The organism is Corynebacterium argentoratense DSM 44202, from assembly GCF_000590555.1.
GTDB classification, from domain to species: Bacteria; Actinomycetota; Actinomycetes; order Mycobacteriales; family Mycobacteriaceae; genus Corynebacterium; species Corynebacterium argentoratense.
The window spans coordinates 1,241,915-1,257,907 of the sequence record NC_022198.1 but is presented as its reverse complement, the minus strand read 5'-3'; the positions used below and the strand labels follow the sequence as shown (position 1 = coordinate 1,257,907).

Below are 15,993 nucleotides of genomic sequence, written 5' to 3'. Positions count from 1 at the left end.
CGCTGGCTACTATGGACAGCATGACAAACTCGGTTCTCTTGTTGGTTTTGCTGGCCCTAGTCGTTGCAGTGTTGATCGTTGCACTAATCGTGGTGCTCGGGCTGCAACGCAAAAAGAACAAGACTATCTCCTTTAACAAAGAGGAGCAGCCTAAAGAAATCGACCAGAGTACCCAGTCGGGTAACTACACCAGCCAGGGCGGATTTAATTTCGCCCCGGCTGAGGACAAGCCTCGCGAGAAGCTGGTGGTGGATCAACCCCGCCCTGTAGCGCAGCCGGAACCGGTGGTCGAGCCGGAGCCGGTGGTCGAGCCGGAGCCTGCACAGCAGATCGATGAACCCGCGCCTGCAGCTGGTCGGTTGGGTAAGCTGCGTGGTCGACTGTCGCGCTCCCAAAATGTTATTGGGCAGGGCGTGCTGGGAATCCTCAGCGCGGGTGATCTTGACGAGGACGCCTGGGAGGAAATTGAAGACACCCTGCTGATGGCTGATCTTGGAACCGCCACCACCATGCGCGTCGTTGAGGCTCTTCGCGACAAGATTGCGCAACGCGGCGTCACTAATGAGGATGAGGCCAAGGCCATGCTCCGTGAAACACTCATCGAGGCATGCAAACCCGACCTCAACCGCGCAGTCAAAGCAATGCCCGCCGAAGGTAAGCCTGCTGTTGTGCTGGTCGTCGGTGTCAACGGAACTGGCAAAACCACCACCACCGGTAAATTGGCGCGCGTCCTTGTCTCCATGGGCCACACGGTACTTTTGGGCGCTGCGGATACGTTCCGTGCTGCCGCAGCCGACCAGCTGGAAACCTGGGGGCGCCGCGTTGGTGCAGAAACAGTCCGCGGAAATGAGGGCGCTGATCCCGCGTCTGTCGCATTTGATGCTGTTGCCCGCGGCGTTGACACGGGAGTCGATGTTGTGCTCGTGGACACCGCTGGTCGACTCCACACCTCAGTTGGTCTGATGGACCAGCTCGGCAAGGTCAAGCGCGTGGTCGAAAAGAAAGCCAACGTAGACGAAGTGCTGCTCGTTTTGGACGCAACCATTGGCCAAAACGGACTGATGCAAGCCCGCACATTCCGCGACGTCGTAGACATCACCGGCGTAGTGCTGACCAAACTCGATGGCACAGCCAAGGGAGGCATTGTCTTCCAAGTTCAAGAGGAACTCGGAGTGCCAGTTAAACTTGTTGGCCTCGGTGAAGGCGCAGACGACCTGGCGCCGTTCGAGCCTGAAGCCTTCATCGACGCTCTCCTGGGATAACGATCCGATGAAACTCATCACCGCAATCGTCAAGCCGTTTACACTCGACGACATTAAAGACGCCCTCGAACAACTCGACATCCACGGGATGACCGTCAGCGAGACTCAGGGATTCGGGCAGCAAAAAGGCCACAGCGAGCTCTACCGGGGGGCCGAGTACGCAGTGGACTTTGTGCCCAAGCTGAAAATTGAAATAGTGGTCGCCGATAGCGCTGTTGATGACGCCCTCGACGCAATCGTCGACGCCGCACGCACGGGCAAAGTGGGCGACGGAAAAATTTGGGTCACCGCTGTCGAAAGACTCATTAGGGTGCGCACCGGAGAATCCGGGGAACAAGCGCTCTAAATACCGTGGCCAACGTTGACCCAAGCCCCGCCCACGTCACGGCCCAGTCAATCAGACAAGAGACCATGCGTCGGGCGCAATTGCTTCTGTCTAAAGTTCAGGTGCCGTCCGGATGTGCTCTGGCAATCACGGGTTCCCTCGCCCGTGGGGAAATGAGCCTCCATAGTGATATTGACGTCAGCCTGATCATCCCAGAAGAGCAGGGTAGTGACTTCGACCAGGGGCAGCTGGAACAGCTGTGGTACCCCTTGTGGGACGGATCGTTTCGCGTCGATCATTCGGTACGCACCCCGTCGCAGTGCCTCGCCCTGGCAACCGAAGACCCCCTGGTGGCGTTAAGTTTGCTTGATGTTCGGACTGTAGCCGGCGACGCCGCGGTTGTAGCCCGCACGCGTGAGTCCGTACTGAATCGATGGAGGGTTGATGTTGCACGCAACCTTGCCGCCATCGTTGACGTCGCGATATCCAGGTGGCGGCGTTCAGGATCGGTTGTTGCGATGACCAGGCCTGATATTAAAAATGGCCGCGGCGGGTTGCGCGATATCGAAATGCTTCGCGCTCTATCGTTGGGCCATGTGTGTGACATGCCGGATGTGGAACACCAACGGGCCTTGCTGCTGGACGTGAGGACGTGGCTCCATGAGGCGGCGCGCCGACGACGTGACATCCTCGACCCAGAATTCGCCGTCGACGTAGCCGAACACCTCGGGTTTGCTGATCGTTACGAACTCACCGCTGCGGTGGCAGACGCCGGACGCACCATTGACGATGCTCTCAACACCGCTCTGGGCATTGCCCGTGCAGCACACAGTAGAAACTCGCCACGCAGCAGTCTACGAACGCCGCTTGATGTCGACGTTGTCGATGACCGCGGCGTCGTCACTTTAGCGAGAAATCCACGCCTATCCGACCCAGCTTTGGTGCTAAGGGTTGCAGCTGCTGCGGCGCGAACCCGTCAGCCGATCGCGGAACCAAGCCTGCGGAACTTAGCACGCCACCACATGCCCCTGCCTCAGCCGTGGCCGCGTGCCGTGGCAACAGACTTCTTCTCTGTGCTGTCCAACCCTTCGACCATTGAAGCGTTGGACAAGCACGGGTTGTGGGAACCGTTGGTTCCGGAGTGGGCGGGCATTAGGGGACTGATGCCTCGCGAGCCCTCACACGCCCACACCATCGATCACCATACGATCGTCACGCTTCAGGCGGCAGCGCAACGAAGTGTGCATGTGGCACGGCCTGATCTGTTGCTGCTCGCAGCCCTCTTCCACGACATTGGCAAGGGGCAGGGGCGGCCCCACGAGGTAGTGGGGGCGGAAGCTGTTGGCCGCATGGCGCGGCGCTTGGCCTTGGCGCCCCGCGACGTCAGCATTGTTCAAACCCTCGTGGCCGAGCACACTCTCTTGGCGCGACTAGCCAACCGTGCGGACCCCACGGCCGAATCTACGGTTGATGCGGTGTGCTCTGCCGTGCACTACGACAGGTTGACGCTCGACCTCCTTGAGGCGCTTGCCGAAGCTGATGCCCGATCAACGGGGCCTGGCGTGTGGAGTAGGAGCCTTGCGAATTCGGTTCGTACTGTCTGCAGCCTGGCGCGGGCACGCCTCAGCGACCTGCACCCCACCAAACCGTTCGTAGCGGCACCGTCTACCAGCGCAGACTTCCCCAAAGTAACGTGGAGGGGCGCTTACCTGCGCGAATCGGTCCGAATGCTGGCGTTGCTTGCAGCGCATGGCCACAACATCGAGAGCGCAAAATTAATCAATGACGCCGCGGGGGCTCGCGCGGAATTTATGGTGCGGCCGACTACCACCTCGCCACCTGCCGAGCAGGAATTCCTCCAGGCGTACAAGTCCGGGGTGTTTTCGATGCTGCCGGAGCTTAAGCCCGCATTGGTGTCCACGACCTGGTACGGCAATACGGTGGAGGTGCGAACGCTGGATCAGAAGGCTGCTTTTGGTGCGCTGCTCGGGGTGTTGCCTGATGTTTCTTGGGCAACGATGGAACGCACTGGTGCAACGATGATAGCCCGTTTCCACTTGGGTAACTGCGACCGAGCGCGAGTGGAGAAGGATGTCCAACGGGCCTTTGGTGGGGTAGCATAGACGGGTTAACTTGTGTCTACTAGGGAGTAAACGTGTTTGAGTCTCTTTCAGATCGCTTGACCGGAGCCCTCGGCGGCCTACGCGGGAAAGGCAAGCTTACCGAAGCGGACATCAACGCTACAGCCCGGGAAATCCGCCTCGCGTTGCTTGAGGCTGACGTTTCACTACCCGTGGTGCGTGCGTTTATTAAACGCATCAAGGAACGTGCTTTGGGTGCGGACGTTTCCGCAGCACTGAACCCCGCGCAGCAAGTAATCAAGATTGTTAATGAGGAACTCCAGCAGATCCTCGGTGGCGAGACTGAGCGTCTGCGCCTCGCGAAAAATCCTCCGACGGTCATCATGCTTGCCGGCCTGCAGGGTGCAGGTAAAACCACTCTCGCCGGTAAGTTGTCCGCTTACCTAGCTAAGCAGGGTCATACTCCCATGTTGGTGGCCTGCGACTTGCAGCGACCGGGTGCGGTGCAGCAGCTACAAATCGTTGCTGAGCGTGCAGGTGTTGCTTGCTTCGCTCCAGATCCTGGCACTGCTCTCGATAGTCATGATCATGTGATGGGCACCTCCCATGGCGACCCCGTTGAGGTTGCTCGGCGTGGTATCGATGAAGCCCGCCGCACCCAACACGACGTCGTCATCGTCGATACTGCAGGTCGTTTGGGCATTGATCAGGAGCTGATGACGCAGGCGCGTAATATTCGCGACGCCATCAACCCGGACGAAGTCCTGTTTGTCATCGACGCGATGATTGGTCAAGACGCTGTGTCCACCGCGGAGGCGTTCCGCGATGGAGTCGACTTCACTGGCGTGGTGCTGACGAAGCTTGATGGTGACGCCCGCGGTGGCGCGGCATTGTCTATCCGTGAGGTCACTGGCCGCCCGATCAAGTTTGCTTCCACGGGTGAGAAGCTTGAGGACTTTGACGTCTTCCACCCGGAGCGCATGGCTAGCCGTATCCTCGGCATGGGTGACGTACTGACGCTGATCGAACAGGCCGAAGCCAAGATTGATCAGCAAGAGGCTATGGCCTCGGCTACCAAAATGTTCTCCGGGGAACTGACCCTCGATGACTTCCTGAATCAGATGCAGATGATCCGCCGCATGGGGCCGCTGGGTAACCTGCTGAAAATGCTGCCTGGCGGCAAGCAGATGAGCCAGATGGCAGACATGGTCGACGAAAAACAACTCGACCGAATTCAGGCGATCATCCGAGGCATGACGCCGGAAGAGCGCGCAAATCCAAGCATCCTGAACGCCTCTCGCCGCAAGCGTATCGCTAACGGTTCAGGTGTTACTGTGGCGGACGTCAACCAATTGGTTAAGCGTTTCGAAGACGCCAAGAAGATGATGGGGCAGATGACCGGCCAATTCCAAGGCCGCTCTGCCACTAAGAAGAAGCCTAAGGGGCGCAAGGGTAAAAACGGCAAGCGTAAGCCCGCTAAGGGCCGTGGGCCTAGCCGTGGTCCGGCAATGCCGAATATCCCCGGTATGCCCAACATGGCGGAGCTGCAAAAGCTGCAGGAGAACGCCGGAGGGCTGGGAGCCTCGGATGAGGGAATGCAGGGAATGCCTAGCGTCGAAGAACTAGAAAAGATGCAAAAGCAGCTAGGTAAAGGCCTGCCAGGAATGGGCGGTTTAGGTGGTTTCCCAGGCATGCCGGGCATGGGCGGCTTCGGTAAAAAGTAGTAGCTATTTAGCAGGTTTGTCGTCCGTGGCGGTACCCGCCGCCTAGGCCTTTTGTCTGGGGTAGGTATCCGCCCGCTACTTTCTTAGAGTTTTGTTGAAGATTCTCTACACCTAAGTGAGTTTTATTAATCAACCGTCGTACGGGCACAACCATGTCCTCGATCCTTACGATCGCCCCGTGCACTAGCATCACCCCCGCTGCAGCACTGGACGTAAACACCGACCCGGCTACTGCCCACCACACGTGCCTCATCGAACCGGGGCCACAAGACATCACCCTGGCAGGACAATATCGCGTCGCCATGCGTTCCGCCAGTGCGGAAGCCACGAAAAACCTGCGCGGAATGTTCCCCGAGCAGCAAGACATCTTCGACAGGGCTGACAGTGAGCCCGACTCTCGCGAAGAACTAGCTTTCGAACTGTTCCCGCACATTGAGGCGCTAGATTTCACCATCGAAGATGCCACTGCTTTTCTTGACAGCGAGTTCCTCTACCGCGAAGCTCTTCCAGGGTTCGAGCGTCTAACCAGCACATCGAACACGACCGGTCGCTACACCAAGCAAGAGGCCCTTGATAAAACTGCACTTGTCCTCGAGGGGCTGGATGTTGAGGAGCCTTTCAACAACCCTGAACACAGTGACATGCTGCGCACCATTATCGAGTCGGTCTACAGCACCCCACAATGGCGCGACATCAGTGGCAACATGGCCAAAGCCCACGGCAGTGCCGCCTACCTTGATTGCGTCGACCAACTAAACACCGCTGAAGACGCTGACGAACAAGCGGCTAAAAAGGCTGCCGCAAAGCTTGCCGATCTGGATCAACAGCTGAAGCGCGCCCAGGAAGCCAAGGATGAGGCAGAGAAGAAGGCTCAGGTAGCCGAGGAAGCTAAGGTTGCTGCGGAGCAGGAAGCTGCTCGGGCTAAGAAGGACACTGAGGCCGCGAAGTCCGCTCAGACTGAATCGCATTCGCGCCTGGGTGCGGTTATCTGCTAACATCCATCAGGTTGTCTTATCTGCCATGATCGCTCTGTGATAGCGGCAGGGACATCATTAAGATTTTGTGCGCATCCGCGCAACCTGCGCTACATCGTCATCGACTACGGTCGACCGGTGGTCACACGCAGGGTAAACATCAAGGGTTGAACCGGCCTGCATTAGTAGGTGCCTGTACTGCCCAGTGACCAGAAGAAGGAGCCATAATGGCTGTCAAGATTAAGTTGCAGCGTCTCGGTAAGATTCGCACCCCTGAATACCGCATCGTTGTTGCCGATGCCCGTACCCGTCGTTCCGGCAAGGTCATCGAGAACCTGGGCATCTACCAGCCCAAGAACGATCCCTCCGTGATCAAGGTTGATTCCGATCGCGTCCAGTACTGGCTGGGCGTTGGCGCACAGCCGACCGAACCTGTTGAGGCTATCTTGAAGGTTACCGGCGACTGGCAGAAGTTCAAGGGCCTCGAAGGTGCAGAAGGCACCCTGAAGGTTGCTGAGCCCAAGCCCTCGAAGCTTGACCTGTTCAATGCTGCTCTGTCTGAGGCTGCTGAAGGCCCCACCGCTGAGGCAATTACCGAGAAGCGTCGCAAGGCTAAGGAAGAAGCTAAGAAGAAGGCTGAAGAAGAGGTCAAGGCTGAGGACGCTGCCGAAGAGGCTAGCGAAGCTGCTGAGACCGCAGAGTCTTCTGAAGAAGCTGCTGAGTAAGAACTCTAAGCTTATTGCTTGAAATAGTTAAGGCGCGGCCCCATGGAAAACCATGGGGCCGCGCCTCTTGTTCTACTAACTTGAATTGCTAGCTACTTTAGACCTTGGGGACTACGTTACGCTAATGGCCGGCGTCTGACCCAGGGGTGTTCAGCGAAAGCATCGCGGACTGCTTGATCGGGTACAAATCGATCCTTTGCGCGTAGACCTTGGCTACCTAAAACAGCTTCGCGGATGACCGCCGGAGGCGCGCTGTAAAACGATGAGCACCAGGGCGGATTAGCCTCGACAACTACGTAACGGCCATCGGAAATGCGGGCAGTGTCTATGACACAAACCCCGTGGCCCAGCTCCTCTGCTGCTTCTAGCGCAATTTGATGATGCTGAGCATCAGCAGCAGGAGAAGGGCCGCCGGAACACACCCAGGTCCCTGTCACGTAGACTGTGAAAGCCTTGAGCCGCCCACCTATGATCCAGTGGCGGCACTCCTCGACGACATTTATTAAGTCTCTAACGATAAAATCGTGCTTTCTGTTTTGTGGATAATCTGAGCATCGATTGAGGAAATCTTGCGCATCCATCACACCAGCGACGAAGTGCGGGTATTTGTGTTTGGCCAGCTTTACGAAAAGACGCTCACTGCCGAGTGCAGCTAAAACGTCGTCGCTGCCAAAACAATACGTAACGCGTCGGCCTTGGCCTTGTGTACCAGCTCAGCAACTTGTTCTTTGTCGAGCTGCTTGTAGGGCATTTCCACTGTGCCTTCGTTGGAAGCCGGAGCGCCGGAATCCAAATACCAGAAGGCATTGGCACCTGGTGCCGGGGTATAGAAACCGAAATCTGGTTCTTCCGCACCGACTTCATGACTGGGAATGACCAAAACAACAGGTTGGGCGCCTGCAGCGTCCACTAGTTGATCGAAGCGTTCTTCGACGGTGCCGCTAGCGTTTGAAGCCCAGCCCGACTTCTTGGCTGGGGCGTGACTGCTGGTAGTGGTGCCGGTCGTAGAGGTGTCAGATCCCGGGGCTTGGTCGGTGGGAACCTTGGAACAAGCGCTTAAGGCTACGAGCGCTGTGACTGTGAGAAGTTTTTATAGCAATCATCGTAGCGCTCGTTTTGAGTTGGCTAACCCTGTTTTAGTTCAGAGGCTTGCGGCGCACCATGGAGGCATAGATAGCGCCAGTCACGTTGTGAATGACTGCAGCGACTGCGCCAGGCAGCGCTGCTTCAGGGGAGAAGAACTTTGCGGCCATGCCGGAAGACAATCCAGCGGACTGGGTGGAGACTTCGATGGCGGTTGTGCGGCAAGCGGCTTCCGGTTGCTTCAGCGCGCGTGCAGACATGTAGCCCAGGAAGTAGCCGAGCACGTTGTGCAGGATCACGGCGGCAAAGACGACCAAGCCGACGGAGGCGAGCTGTTCAGCATTTTTAGCAACTGCGCCAAAGACGACACCACCGATAGCGACGATCGACATCCATGGAAGGATAGGGAGGATCTTGTCGACGACACTGTCGGCTACGAGGCGGATAACAAGGCCGCCGAAGACCGGAAGCAGCACTGTTTTCACGAGCATCATGGCCATACCCTGTGCATCAACATCGGTCTCTGCGCTTGCTAGGTAAAGCATGAGCATGGGTGTGACAATGGGGGACAGCACTGTAGAGACGCTGGTCATTGCCACGGACAGAGCGACATCGCCCTTGGCCAAGTAAGCGATCACGTTAGATGCGGTGCCTCCCGGAACAGAGCCGAGCATGAGCAGCCCGACAGCCAACTGGGGGTTGAGGCCGAGTAGTTTCGCCACCACGATGGCACCCAGGGGCATGATGACAAACTGGCCGACCACGCCGATAAGGATGGGCCAGGGGCGTGTGTATCGATCAGTGACATGGCGTGTGTGGTCTTCCTGTTGGCAGTTTTTTGAAGTGCTTCTGCTTGCGGCGCCATGGGGTGGGGCACTTGCGGTTGGTGCGTGGGTGTTCGCCCACACAGGATCTCATATATTGGACGCCTTGTCTCAAAATCACCCGTGTGGGGGTGCTGTAAGCTCATACCTCATGGAAGAACTGCTCATCGGCAAGGTCATTAAATCCCACGGCATCAGGGGGGAAGTAGTGGTCGACCCTACAACGGACGAACCCGGGCGTCGTTTTGCCGTCGGCACCGTCGTTCACGGCACCCAAGGTCCCAAAGAACACGAACTGCGCATCGATGCTGTACGCCCCCACAAAGGTAGGCTACTGATCATGTTCGAAGGGATTACCGACCGAACAACAGCAGACAGCCTCCGAGGAACCCACTTCTTCGCCCCGCCACTAGAAAACGACGATGACGAAGAAGGCTTCTATGATCACGAACTCGAAGGACTTGCCGTAATCCACGATGGACAACGTATCGGCGAAGTTACCGGAGTCATGCACGGCCCCGCCGGCGAAATCCTCGAAGTGGAGCTAAGCGGCGGCAAGCAAGCCCTCATTCCTTTCGTGCACGCCATTGTCCCCGACGTCAACCTTGACGAACAAACCATCACCATCACCCCACCCGACGGACTGCTGGACCTCTAATGCGTATCGATGTCGTCACCATCTTCCCCGAATATCTAGAGCCACTGCGCCATGCACTTCTAGGTAAAGCCATTGAACAGGGGCTTATCTCTGTTGGTGTTCACGACCTACGCCAATGGGCAAGTGGCGCCCACCGCACCGTCGACGATTCCCCGTGCGGCGGCGGGCCCGGAATGGTCATGCTGCCCACAGTGTGGGGCCCAGCGCTTGATGACGTCGCGGAAGGCAACCTTGAAGCAAGCTTGAGCTCTGCACAACCACATGCGGACAAGCCACGCCACGATGACTTGCAACCAAGCAGCTTCAGTGGATACACGCACGGCGAGAGTACATACTCTGATGGCACTGATGACCGCCCGCTGCTCGTAGTACCCACGCCCACAGGCACCCCCTTCACCCAAGAAACTGCCCAAAGGTGGTCGCGGGAACGCCACGTAGTGTTCGCCTGCGGCAGATATGAAGGCATCGACAGCCGAGTGATCACCGACGCCGCCAAACGCTACAAAGTTGAAGAGGTAAGCATCGGAGACTACGTCCTCATCGGTGGCGAAGTAGCCACACTGGTGATGGCCGAAGCCGTCGTGCGACTGATCCCGGGAGTGCTCGGCAACGCGTCGAGTCACCTCGAAGACAGTTTCTCCGACGGGCTCCTCGAAGGCCCCAGCTACACAAAACCCCGACACTGGCGCGGCCAGAGCGTCCCAGACATTTTGTTCAGCGGTGATCACAATGCCATAGCCCGCTGGCACCGTGACCAGTCCCTAGCGTTGACCGCCGCACGTCGCCCCGATCTGCTCGACGCCGCACGCCAACGCGGTGACTTGAGCGAGCGCGACGAGCAAGCCTTAGACCTCCGCGACGTCATCACTGAAATCCAAATACTTATCGACCCCAAGCAACTCAAAGGTCTCACAAAAGACCTCCCCACGCGCCTAGCCAAAGACAATATCTTCTTCGCCACGGTCACCACAGAGGAAATCAGCCAAGCCTGCCAAGCGGACAACATGCTCATAGCCGCATACGAACAACAACACGGCCAACCCCCCGCAACACAGCGCACCATACAGCTCTACATCCACGCGCGAACAACCCTCGGTGACGCCGCGTGCACCCGCGCCGTAGCCAACAAACTGCCCGAAGGCACGCAATGGTACGGAACCACCCACCACGCCTGAACAGCCGCCCATTACAATAAGGCGAATGATTCAAGCTCGACTCGCGCAAGAACTCGCAATCACCCCCGAGCAAGTAAAGGCCACGGTTGCGCTCCTGGATGAAGGAAACACCGTCCCCTTCATCGCCCGCTACCGCAAAGAAATCACAGGGGGACTCGATGACACACAGCTCAGGCAACTAGAAGAACGCCTGGGCTACATGCGCGAACTCGAAGAGCGCAAAAAGACCATACTGGCAGCCATCGAAGAACAAGGGAAACTTACCGACCAGCTCGCCGCACTCATCAACGAATGCGACACAAAAGCACGGCTCGAAGACCTCTACCTGCCATTCAAAAAACGACGAAAAACCAAAGCCGACGCCGCGCGTGAAGCCGGCCTAGAACCCCTCCTTGAGCAGCTCCTCGCCAATGAAGGCGAACCCGACAACCTCGCGGCAAACTACCTCAACGAATCAATTAGTGACACTAAAAGCGCACTCGACGGGGCCCGCGCCATCCTCATCGACCGCTTCGCCACCAACGCCGATCTCGTCGGGGCCGTCCGCGAGCATATGTATACCCACGGCAGCATGCGCGCAGAACCATCCCGCGACGTCAACACTTCCAACCCCGGCGACGCTGCGAAATTCAAAGACTACTTCGAATTCAGCGAACCTTTCCGCACCTTGCCATCCCACCGCATCCTGGCCCTGCTGCGCGGTGAAAAAGAAGGCGCACTAGCACTGACCCTCGACGCAGGGCCTGATGACATCTACGAACAGATGATCCGCGACACCCTGGACACCGAAGCAACCCCATGGGTCAACGATGCCATCCACTGGGGTTGGAAAACCAAACTCTACGTATCCAGCGCGCTTGACGTCCGCATGCGTCTGAAAGAAACCGCGGAACAAGGCGCGCTCGAAGTGTTTGCCACCAACCTCAAAGACGTGCTTCTCGCTGCCCCCGCAGGCCAAAGGGCAACAATGGGCCTGGACCCTGGCTACCGCAACGGCGTGAAGGTGGCAGTCGTCGACTCCACTGGCAAAGTCGTGGCTACCACCATCGTCTACCCGCACCAACCCCAAAATCGCTGGAAGCAGGCGGTGGACGAACTCACGGCCCTAGCTAATGCACACAAGGTTGAGTTGATAGCCATTGGTAATGGCACTGCATCCCGCGAATCCGAGAAACTGGCGCGGGAAGTCTCCAAAGCTGCCCACAACAACCCGACATGCGTCGTCGTCAGCGAATCGGGAGCGTCTGTGTACTCGGCGTCAGAACTCGCTGCCGCTGAGTTCCCATCCATGGATGTTTCACTGCGCGGAGCCGTGTCGATCGCGCGCCGTCTGCAGGACCCGTTGGCTGAGCTGGTCAAGATTGATCCGAAATCGATCGGAGTAGGGCAGTACCAGCACGACGTCAACCAGACACAGCTCGCCCGCACGCTTGACGCCGTGGTCGAGGATGCCGTCAACGCGGTGGGAGTGGATGTCAATACAGCATCTGTTCCGCTGTTGAGGCGGGTCGCCGGAGTCACGCCAACGCTAGCGTCGAACATTGTGGCCTACCGCGACGAGCATGGCGCTTTTGCCACGCGTAAGGAACTCGGCAAGGTACCCAGGTTGGGGCCGAAAGCGTTCGAGCAGTGTGCAGGCTTCCTGCGGGTGTCGGGCGAGGAGCCTCTTGACGCATCCGCAGTGCACCCAGAGTCCTACCCAGTGGTGCGGCAGATGTGTTCGGCTTCAGGCTTGGGGGTGCGGGAGTTGATCGGAAATACTCGCGTGCTCCACGCTTTGAAGCCTTCGGATTTTGTGAGCGAGACGGTGGGCGAACCGACGGTTGTCGACATTATCCGGGAGCTGGATAAGCCAGGCCGTGACCCACGCCCAGAGTTTAAGACTGCGTCCTTCAGCGAGGGAATTGAGAAGATCAGCGACTTGGCCCCGGGCATGGTGCTCGAAGGCACCGTCACGAACGTGGCTGCTTTTGGCGCATTTGTCGACATTGGGGTGCACCAGGACGGGTTGGTGCATATTTCAGCGCTGGCGAACCGTTATGTGTCCGAACCGCGCGAAGTAGTGCGTTCCGGAGACATCGTGCGTGTCAAGGTAATCGACGTCGATGAATCTCGAAAGCGCATCGGATTGAGCATGCGTTTGGATGATGACGTCGCGTCGGGTGCGCGCTCCAAGCCTGGTCGCGGTGGTGATGCTGGTTCATCAGCTGAGCGTGGTTCTCAGCAGAAGCAGCGCAGTGGTGCGCGGCGTCAAAAATCGTCGTCAGGGCAAGGGGGCGCGTTGGCGGACGCGCTGCGCAGAGCCGGTCTTGGCTGAGTCGGCTGAAGTATGCAATAATCGTCAGGTTGACTCCCGGGCTTAGATGTTTGGGTGGCAGCCTACATGACACGGATATGAACCGGCCGAGCGTCCTTCGGAAAGTGCCGCCAGGTTCCTCTTTCCTCTAAAAATAAGGATTTTTGATGAACATTCTTGACTCTGTCGATGCAGCACAGCTGCGCGATGATATTCCGGATTTCCGTCCCGGCGATACCCTTAACGTTCACGTGAAGGTTATCGAAGGTGACAAGTCCCGTGTGCAGGTCTTCAAAGGTGTCGTAATCCGTCGCCAGAATGGCGGCATTCGCGAGACCTTCACCGTCCGTAAGGTGTCCTTCGGTATCGGTGTTGAGCGTACCTTCCCGGTGCACTCTCCCAACATCGATCACATCGAGGTCGTCTCCCGCGGTAAGGTTCGCCGTGCGAAGCTCTACTACCTGCGTGAGCTGCGCGGTAAGGCTGCCAAGATTAAGGAAAAGCGCTAAAAGATACGCGCCTAGAGCACGAGTGTAATGACGCGTGCCCGGCCCCGTCACTTTGTGGTTATTGCAATCACCGAGTGGCGGGTTTTCTTTTGTGGCAACTGTGTTCTTTATTTAGGAAACGCCAATCGGCATGGGCGTGATTTACCCTAGGGTTACCCCCGGTGCCTACCAGGAAGTAGCTTCGCTTGGTTCCCTGACCTGCGTTTTTACTGCCTGCGAGTTGTTGGACACTTTGTAGATACGTCATATTTTGTGATTGTCGGCACAAAGCCTTGAGTTCTTCTAGTGTTTCTTAAGGATCTCGGTATACTCACAGGTGCAAGGTTTCCTTTCGGGCCTTGCAGGCAGGTCCCGATGGCCTGTTGAATGTGGAGATAGTGGGATCTATGAAAATAGATCAAATCATCAGAGGTTTGTGGTGACCCTCTGGTAGTTGAAGGCCCCGGCTAAGCCGGGGCCTTCAGTTTTTCGCATTGTGGCTACCTAGGGGAGGGGCCTCCGCCGCAAGCTGGGTAGGATGTGATTCATGGATTTGCCCCGCCGCCGTAGCGCACATGATTCCACAGCTGCCTCTGCTCCGAAGCAGAAGAAGGAAAAGAAGCAACTGCCCTGGTACATCGACATCCCGATGGTTGTCATCACTGTCCTGATCTGCGCACTGTTTATTCAGACGTTCATTGGGCGGCTCTATGTAATTCCCTCCGGATCCATGGAGCCTACCTTGCACGGTTGCAGTGGCTGCGAAGGTGACCGGATTTTCGTCGATAAGATCACGTACCACCTCCGTGACCCTAAACCGGGAGATGTCGTCGTGTTTAAAGGCCCGGAGTCCTGGAACGGTAGCTTCATCACCAACCGCAGTTCTAACCCGTTAGTGCGCGGATTGCAAAACGTTGGGTCTTATGTTGGCTTCGTAGCACCCGATGAAAATGACCTTGTTAAGCGCATCGTAGCCACTGGAGGGCAAACCATCCAATGCCTCGATGGTGATAAAGGCATCACTGTCGATGGGCATGTCATCGACTCCTCCTACGCCCTTACTCCGCATCAAAATCCGATCGATCCATCCACGGGGTCCGAGGCCTGTGGCGGTCCGTATTTCGGTCCCATCACCGTCCCTGACGGTAACGTCTTCGTCATGGGGGATAACCGGACCAACTCCGCTGATTCGCGCTACCACCTTGGCGATGAATACCAAGGCACCGTTCCTGAAGACTTAATCATCGGTAAGGTTGATGCTCGCGTACTTCCGCTTAGCCGCATCGGCGGAGTAAAGAGCTACGACATCCAGAACTAGTGCGAACGCTCAAACACTTACGCACCTACGAGGTCTCACTCCAACGAGCCGGCCTGGGGCCAGTCGCCGGGGTCGATGAAGCAGGGCGTGGGGCATGTGCCGGGCCGATCAGTATCGCAGCGTGCATCTTGCCGCCCCAGCTGATAACAGAGTTAGAACGGCTGACGGACTCAAAGAAGCTAAGCCCGCGCACCCGGGCGGAGTTGTTCCCACTTATACAACAGCACGCCGTGGCATGGAGCATCATCACAATCAGCGCCAAAGACATCGACCACTACGGGATTCAGCACGCCAACATCTCGGGGATGCGCAGAGCAGTAGCCACGCTATCCCACGCACCCGGATACGTTCTGAGCGATGCAATGAAAATACCCGGCCTACGCAGCCCCCACCTACCAATAATCGGCGGGGATGCCGCCAGTCGCTGTATCGCCGCAGCCAGCGTGCTCGCGAAACATTCACGCGACGTCATTATGGAGCAATTGGATGACCTCCATCCAGGCTACGGTTTAGTAGCTCACAAAGGTTATGGAACCAAGGTGCACATGGACGCGGTGCGCCGCCTCGGGGGGACTCCCGAACATCGTTATAGTTATGCCAATGTGGCACGAGCGCACGCAGATTGGCAGCGTGCTACAGCACAGCAACAACGCAACTGACGAAAAGGTGTGAGCCATCCATGAGCGCTGAGGAACTCGACAACTACGAAGCCGAGGTCGAACTCTCCCTGTACCGCGAATACCGCGACGTCGTCAGTCAATTTTCCTACGTGGTGGAAACCGAGCGCCGTTTCTACCTTTGCAACGCAGTGGAATTGATCCCACGTAAAACCGGTAACGACGTGTTCTACGAAATCCGGATGTCGGATGCCTGGGTGTGGGACATGTACCGACCTGCACGTTTTGTCCGCTATGTTCGCGTGATCACCTACAAAGACGTCAACATCGAAGAACTCGACAAGCCTGACTTGGTGATTCCCGATTAAACCGTAGCTAGTTTTCCACAGGCCGAAAACTTTTCACAGGCCGCGGAGCGCCCATATTATTTTTCCCTTCAATGG

At 57.5% G+C, this 15,993-nt stretch carries 14 protein-coding genes and 2 pseudogenes; 13 read left to right on the top strand and 3 right to left on the bottom strand.

What is annotated here, in order from left to right; all coding sequences use genetic code 11:
- Positions 1 to 20: 20 nt before the first annotated feature.
- The 6 genes from ftsY (at position 21) to rpsP (ending at position 7,091) form a co-directional block, all read left to right on the top strand.
- A complete protein-coding gene (ftsY, locus tag CARG_RS05985) occupies positions 21 to 1,262 on the top strand; it encodes a signal recognition particle-docking protein FtsY (protein ID WP_041747566.1) in 1,242 nt (413 codons plus the stop codon).
- A 7-nt stretch (positions 1,263 to 1,269) separates the two neighbouring features.
- Positions 1,270 to 1,608 carry a P-II family nitrogen regulator gene (locus CARG_RS05980; RefSeq protein ID WP_020976507.1) on the top strand — a complete coding sequence of 113 codons (339 nt, stop codon included), beginning with the start codon at positions 1,270 to 1,272 and terminating at the stop codon, positions 1,606 to 1,608.
- A gap of 5 nt (positions 1,609 to 1,613) precedes the next feature.
- Entirely contained in the window at positions 1,614 to 3,710 is a 2,097-nt protein-coding gene (locus CARG_RS05975) for a [protein-PII] uridylyltransferase (RefSeq protein WP_081761635.1), read from the top strand.
- Positions 3,711 to 3,742: 32 nt separating this feature from the next.
- Positions 3,743 to 5,392: a signal recognition particle protein gene (ffh, locus tag CARG_RS05970; RefSeq protein WP_020976505.1), complete on the top strand. Its 1,650-nt coding sequence runs from the start codon at positions 3,743 to 3,745 to the stop codon at positions 5,390 to 5,392.
- A gap of 152 nt (positions 5,393 to 5,544) precedes the next feature.
- Positions 5,545 to 6,387: a hypothetical protein gene (locus tag CARG_RS05965; RefSeq protein WP_020976504.1), complete on the top strand. Its 843-nt coding sequence runs from the start codon at positions 5,545 to 5,547 to the stop codon at positions 6,385 to 6,387.
- Between the two features lie 206 nt (positions 6,388 to 6,593).
- Complete coding sequence (gene rpsP / locus CARG_RS05960; RefSeq protein WP_020976503.1) at positions 6,594 to 7,091, top strand: 30S ribosomal protein S16; 498 nt, start codon at positions 6,594 to 6,596, stop codon at positions 7,089 to 7,091.
- 116 nt (positions 7,092 to 7,207) lie between these two features.
- On the opposite strand, the pseudogene CARG_RS10745 reads toward rpsP, so the two are convergent.
- From CARG_RS10745 to CARG_RS05950, 3 genes and pseudogenes are all read right to left on the bottom strand, one after another.
- Positions 7,208 to 7,717, bottom strand: a pseudogene (locus CARG_RS10745) (ATP-grasp domain-containing protein); the annotation flags it as partial.
- A 26-nt stretch (positions 7,718 to 7,743) separates the two neighbouring features.
- Entirely contained in the window at positions 7,744 to 8,001 is a 258-nt protein-coding gene (locus tag CARG_RS05955) for a hypothetical protein (protein WP_020976502.1), read from the bottom strand.
- Positions 8,002 to 8,227: 226 nt separating this feature from the next.
- Positions 8,228 to 8,962 (bottom strand): annotated as a pseudogene (locus tag CARG_RS05950) (bile acid:sodium symporter family protein); the annotation flags it as partial.
- A gap of 187 nt (positions 8,963 to 9,149) precedes the next feature.
- Here CARG_RS05950 and rimM point away from each other — a divergent pair.
- The 7 genes from rimM to CARG_RS05915 all read left to right on the top strand — a co-directional run bounded on the left by rimM (position 9,150) and on the right by CARG_RS05915 (position 15,918).
- Entirely contained in the window at positions 9,150 to 9,656 is a 507-nt protein-coding gene (gene rimM / locus CARG_RS05945) for a ribosome maturation factor RimM (protein WP_020976500.1), read from the top strand.
- Positions 9,656 to 10,831 carry a tRNA (guanosine(37)-N1)-methyltransferase TrmD gene (gene trmD / locus CARG_RS05940; RefSeq protein ID WP_020976499.1) on the top strand — a complete coding sequence of 392 codons (1,176 nt, stop codon included), beginning with the start codon at positions 9,656 to 9,658 and terminating at the stop codon, positions 10,829 to 10,831. The genes rimM and trmD overlap by 1 nt, the downstream gene beginning before the upstream one ends.
- Positions 10,832 to 10,856: 25 nt before the next feature.
- Positions 10,857 to 13,148, top strand: a complete 2,292-nt coding sequence (locus CARG_RS05935) for a Tex family protein (RefSeq protein ID WP_020976498.1) — start codon at positions 10,857 to 10,859, stop codon at positions 13,146 to 13,148.
- 146 nt (positions 13,149 to 13,294) lie between these two features.
- Positions 13,295 to 13,636 (top strand): 50S ribosomal protein L19, encoded by a 342-nt coding sequence (gene rplS / locus CARG_RS05930; RefSeq protein WP_020976497.1) that lies wholly within the window; start codon positions 13,295 to 13,297, stop codon positions 13,634 to 13,636.
- Between the two features lie 526 nt (positions 13,637 to 14,162).
- The gene (gene lepB / locus CARG_RS05925; protein WP_020976496.1) at positions 14,163 to 14,933 is read left to right on the top strand and encodes a signal peptidase I; all 771 of its coding nucleotides are present in this window, start codon (positions 14,163 to 14,165) and stop codon (positions 14,931 to 14,933) included.
- Positions 14,933 to 15,592, top strand: coding sequence for a ribonuclease HII (locus tag CARG_RS05920; protein ID WP_020976495.1), 660 nt, complete (start codon positions 14,933 to 14,935; stop codon positions 15,590 to 15,592). The genes lepB and CARG_RS05920 overlap by 1 nt, the downstream gene beginning before the upstream one ends.
- 20 nt (positions 15,593 to 15,612) lie before the next feature.
- Positions 15,613 to 15,918, top strand: a complete 306-nt coding sequence (locus CARG_RS05915; RefSeq protein ID WP_020976494.1) for a DUF2469 domain-containing protein — start codon at positions 15,613 to 15,615, stop codon at positions 15,916 to 15,918.
- Positions 15,919 to 15,993 lie beyond the last annotated feature (75 nt).

Excerpts from the sequence above, each read along its gene's own strand:
- ftsY (WP_041747566.1), top strand. The coding sequence starts at position 21 with ATGACAAACTCGGTTCTCTTGTTGGTTTTGCTGGCCCTAGTCGTTGCA.
- CARG_RS05980 (WP_020976507.1), top strand. The coding sequence starts at position 1,270 with ATGAAACTCATCACCGCAATCGTCAAGCCGTTTACACTCGACGACATT.
- CARG_RS05965 (WP_020976504.1), top strand. The coding sequence starts at position 5,545 with ATGTCCTCGATCCTTACGATCGCCCCGTGCACTAGCATCACCCCCGCT.
- rpsP (WP_020976503.1), top strand. The coding sequence starts at position 6,594 with ATGGCTGTCAAGATTAAGTTGCAGCGTCTCGGTAAGATTCGCACCCCT.
- rimM (WP_020976500.1), top strand. The coding sequence starts at position 9,150 with ATGGAAGAACTGCTCATCGGCAAGGTCATTAAATCCCACGGCATCAGG.
- trmD (WP_020976499.1), top strand. The coding sequence starts at position 9,656 with ATGCGTATCGATGTCGTCACCATCTTCCCCGAATATCTAGAGCCACTG.
- CARG_RS05935 (WP_020976498.1), top strand. The coding sequence starts at position 10,857 with ATGATTCAAGCTCGACTCGCGCAAGAACTCGCAATCACCCCCGAGCAA.
- rplS (WP_020976497.1), top strand. The coding sequence starts at position 13,295 with ATGAACATTCTTGACTCTGTCGATGCAGCACAGCTGCGCGATGATATT.
- lepB (WP_020976496.1), top strand. The coding sequence starts at position 14,163 with ATGGATTTGCCCCGCCGCCGTAGCGCACATGATTCCACAGCTGCCTCT.
- CARG_RS05915 (WP_020976494.1), top strand. The coding sequence starts at position 15,613 with ATGAGCGCTGAGGAACTCGACAACTACGAAGCCGAGGTCGAACTCTCC.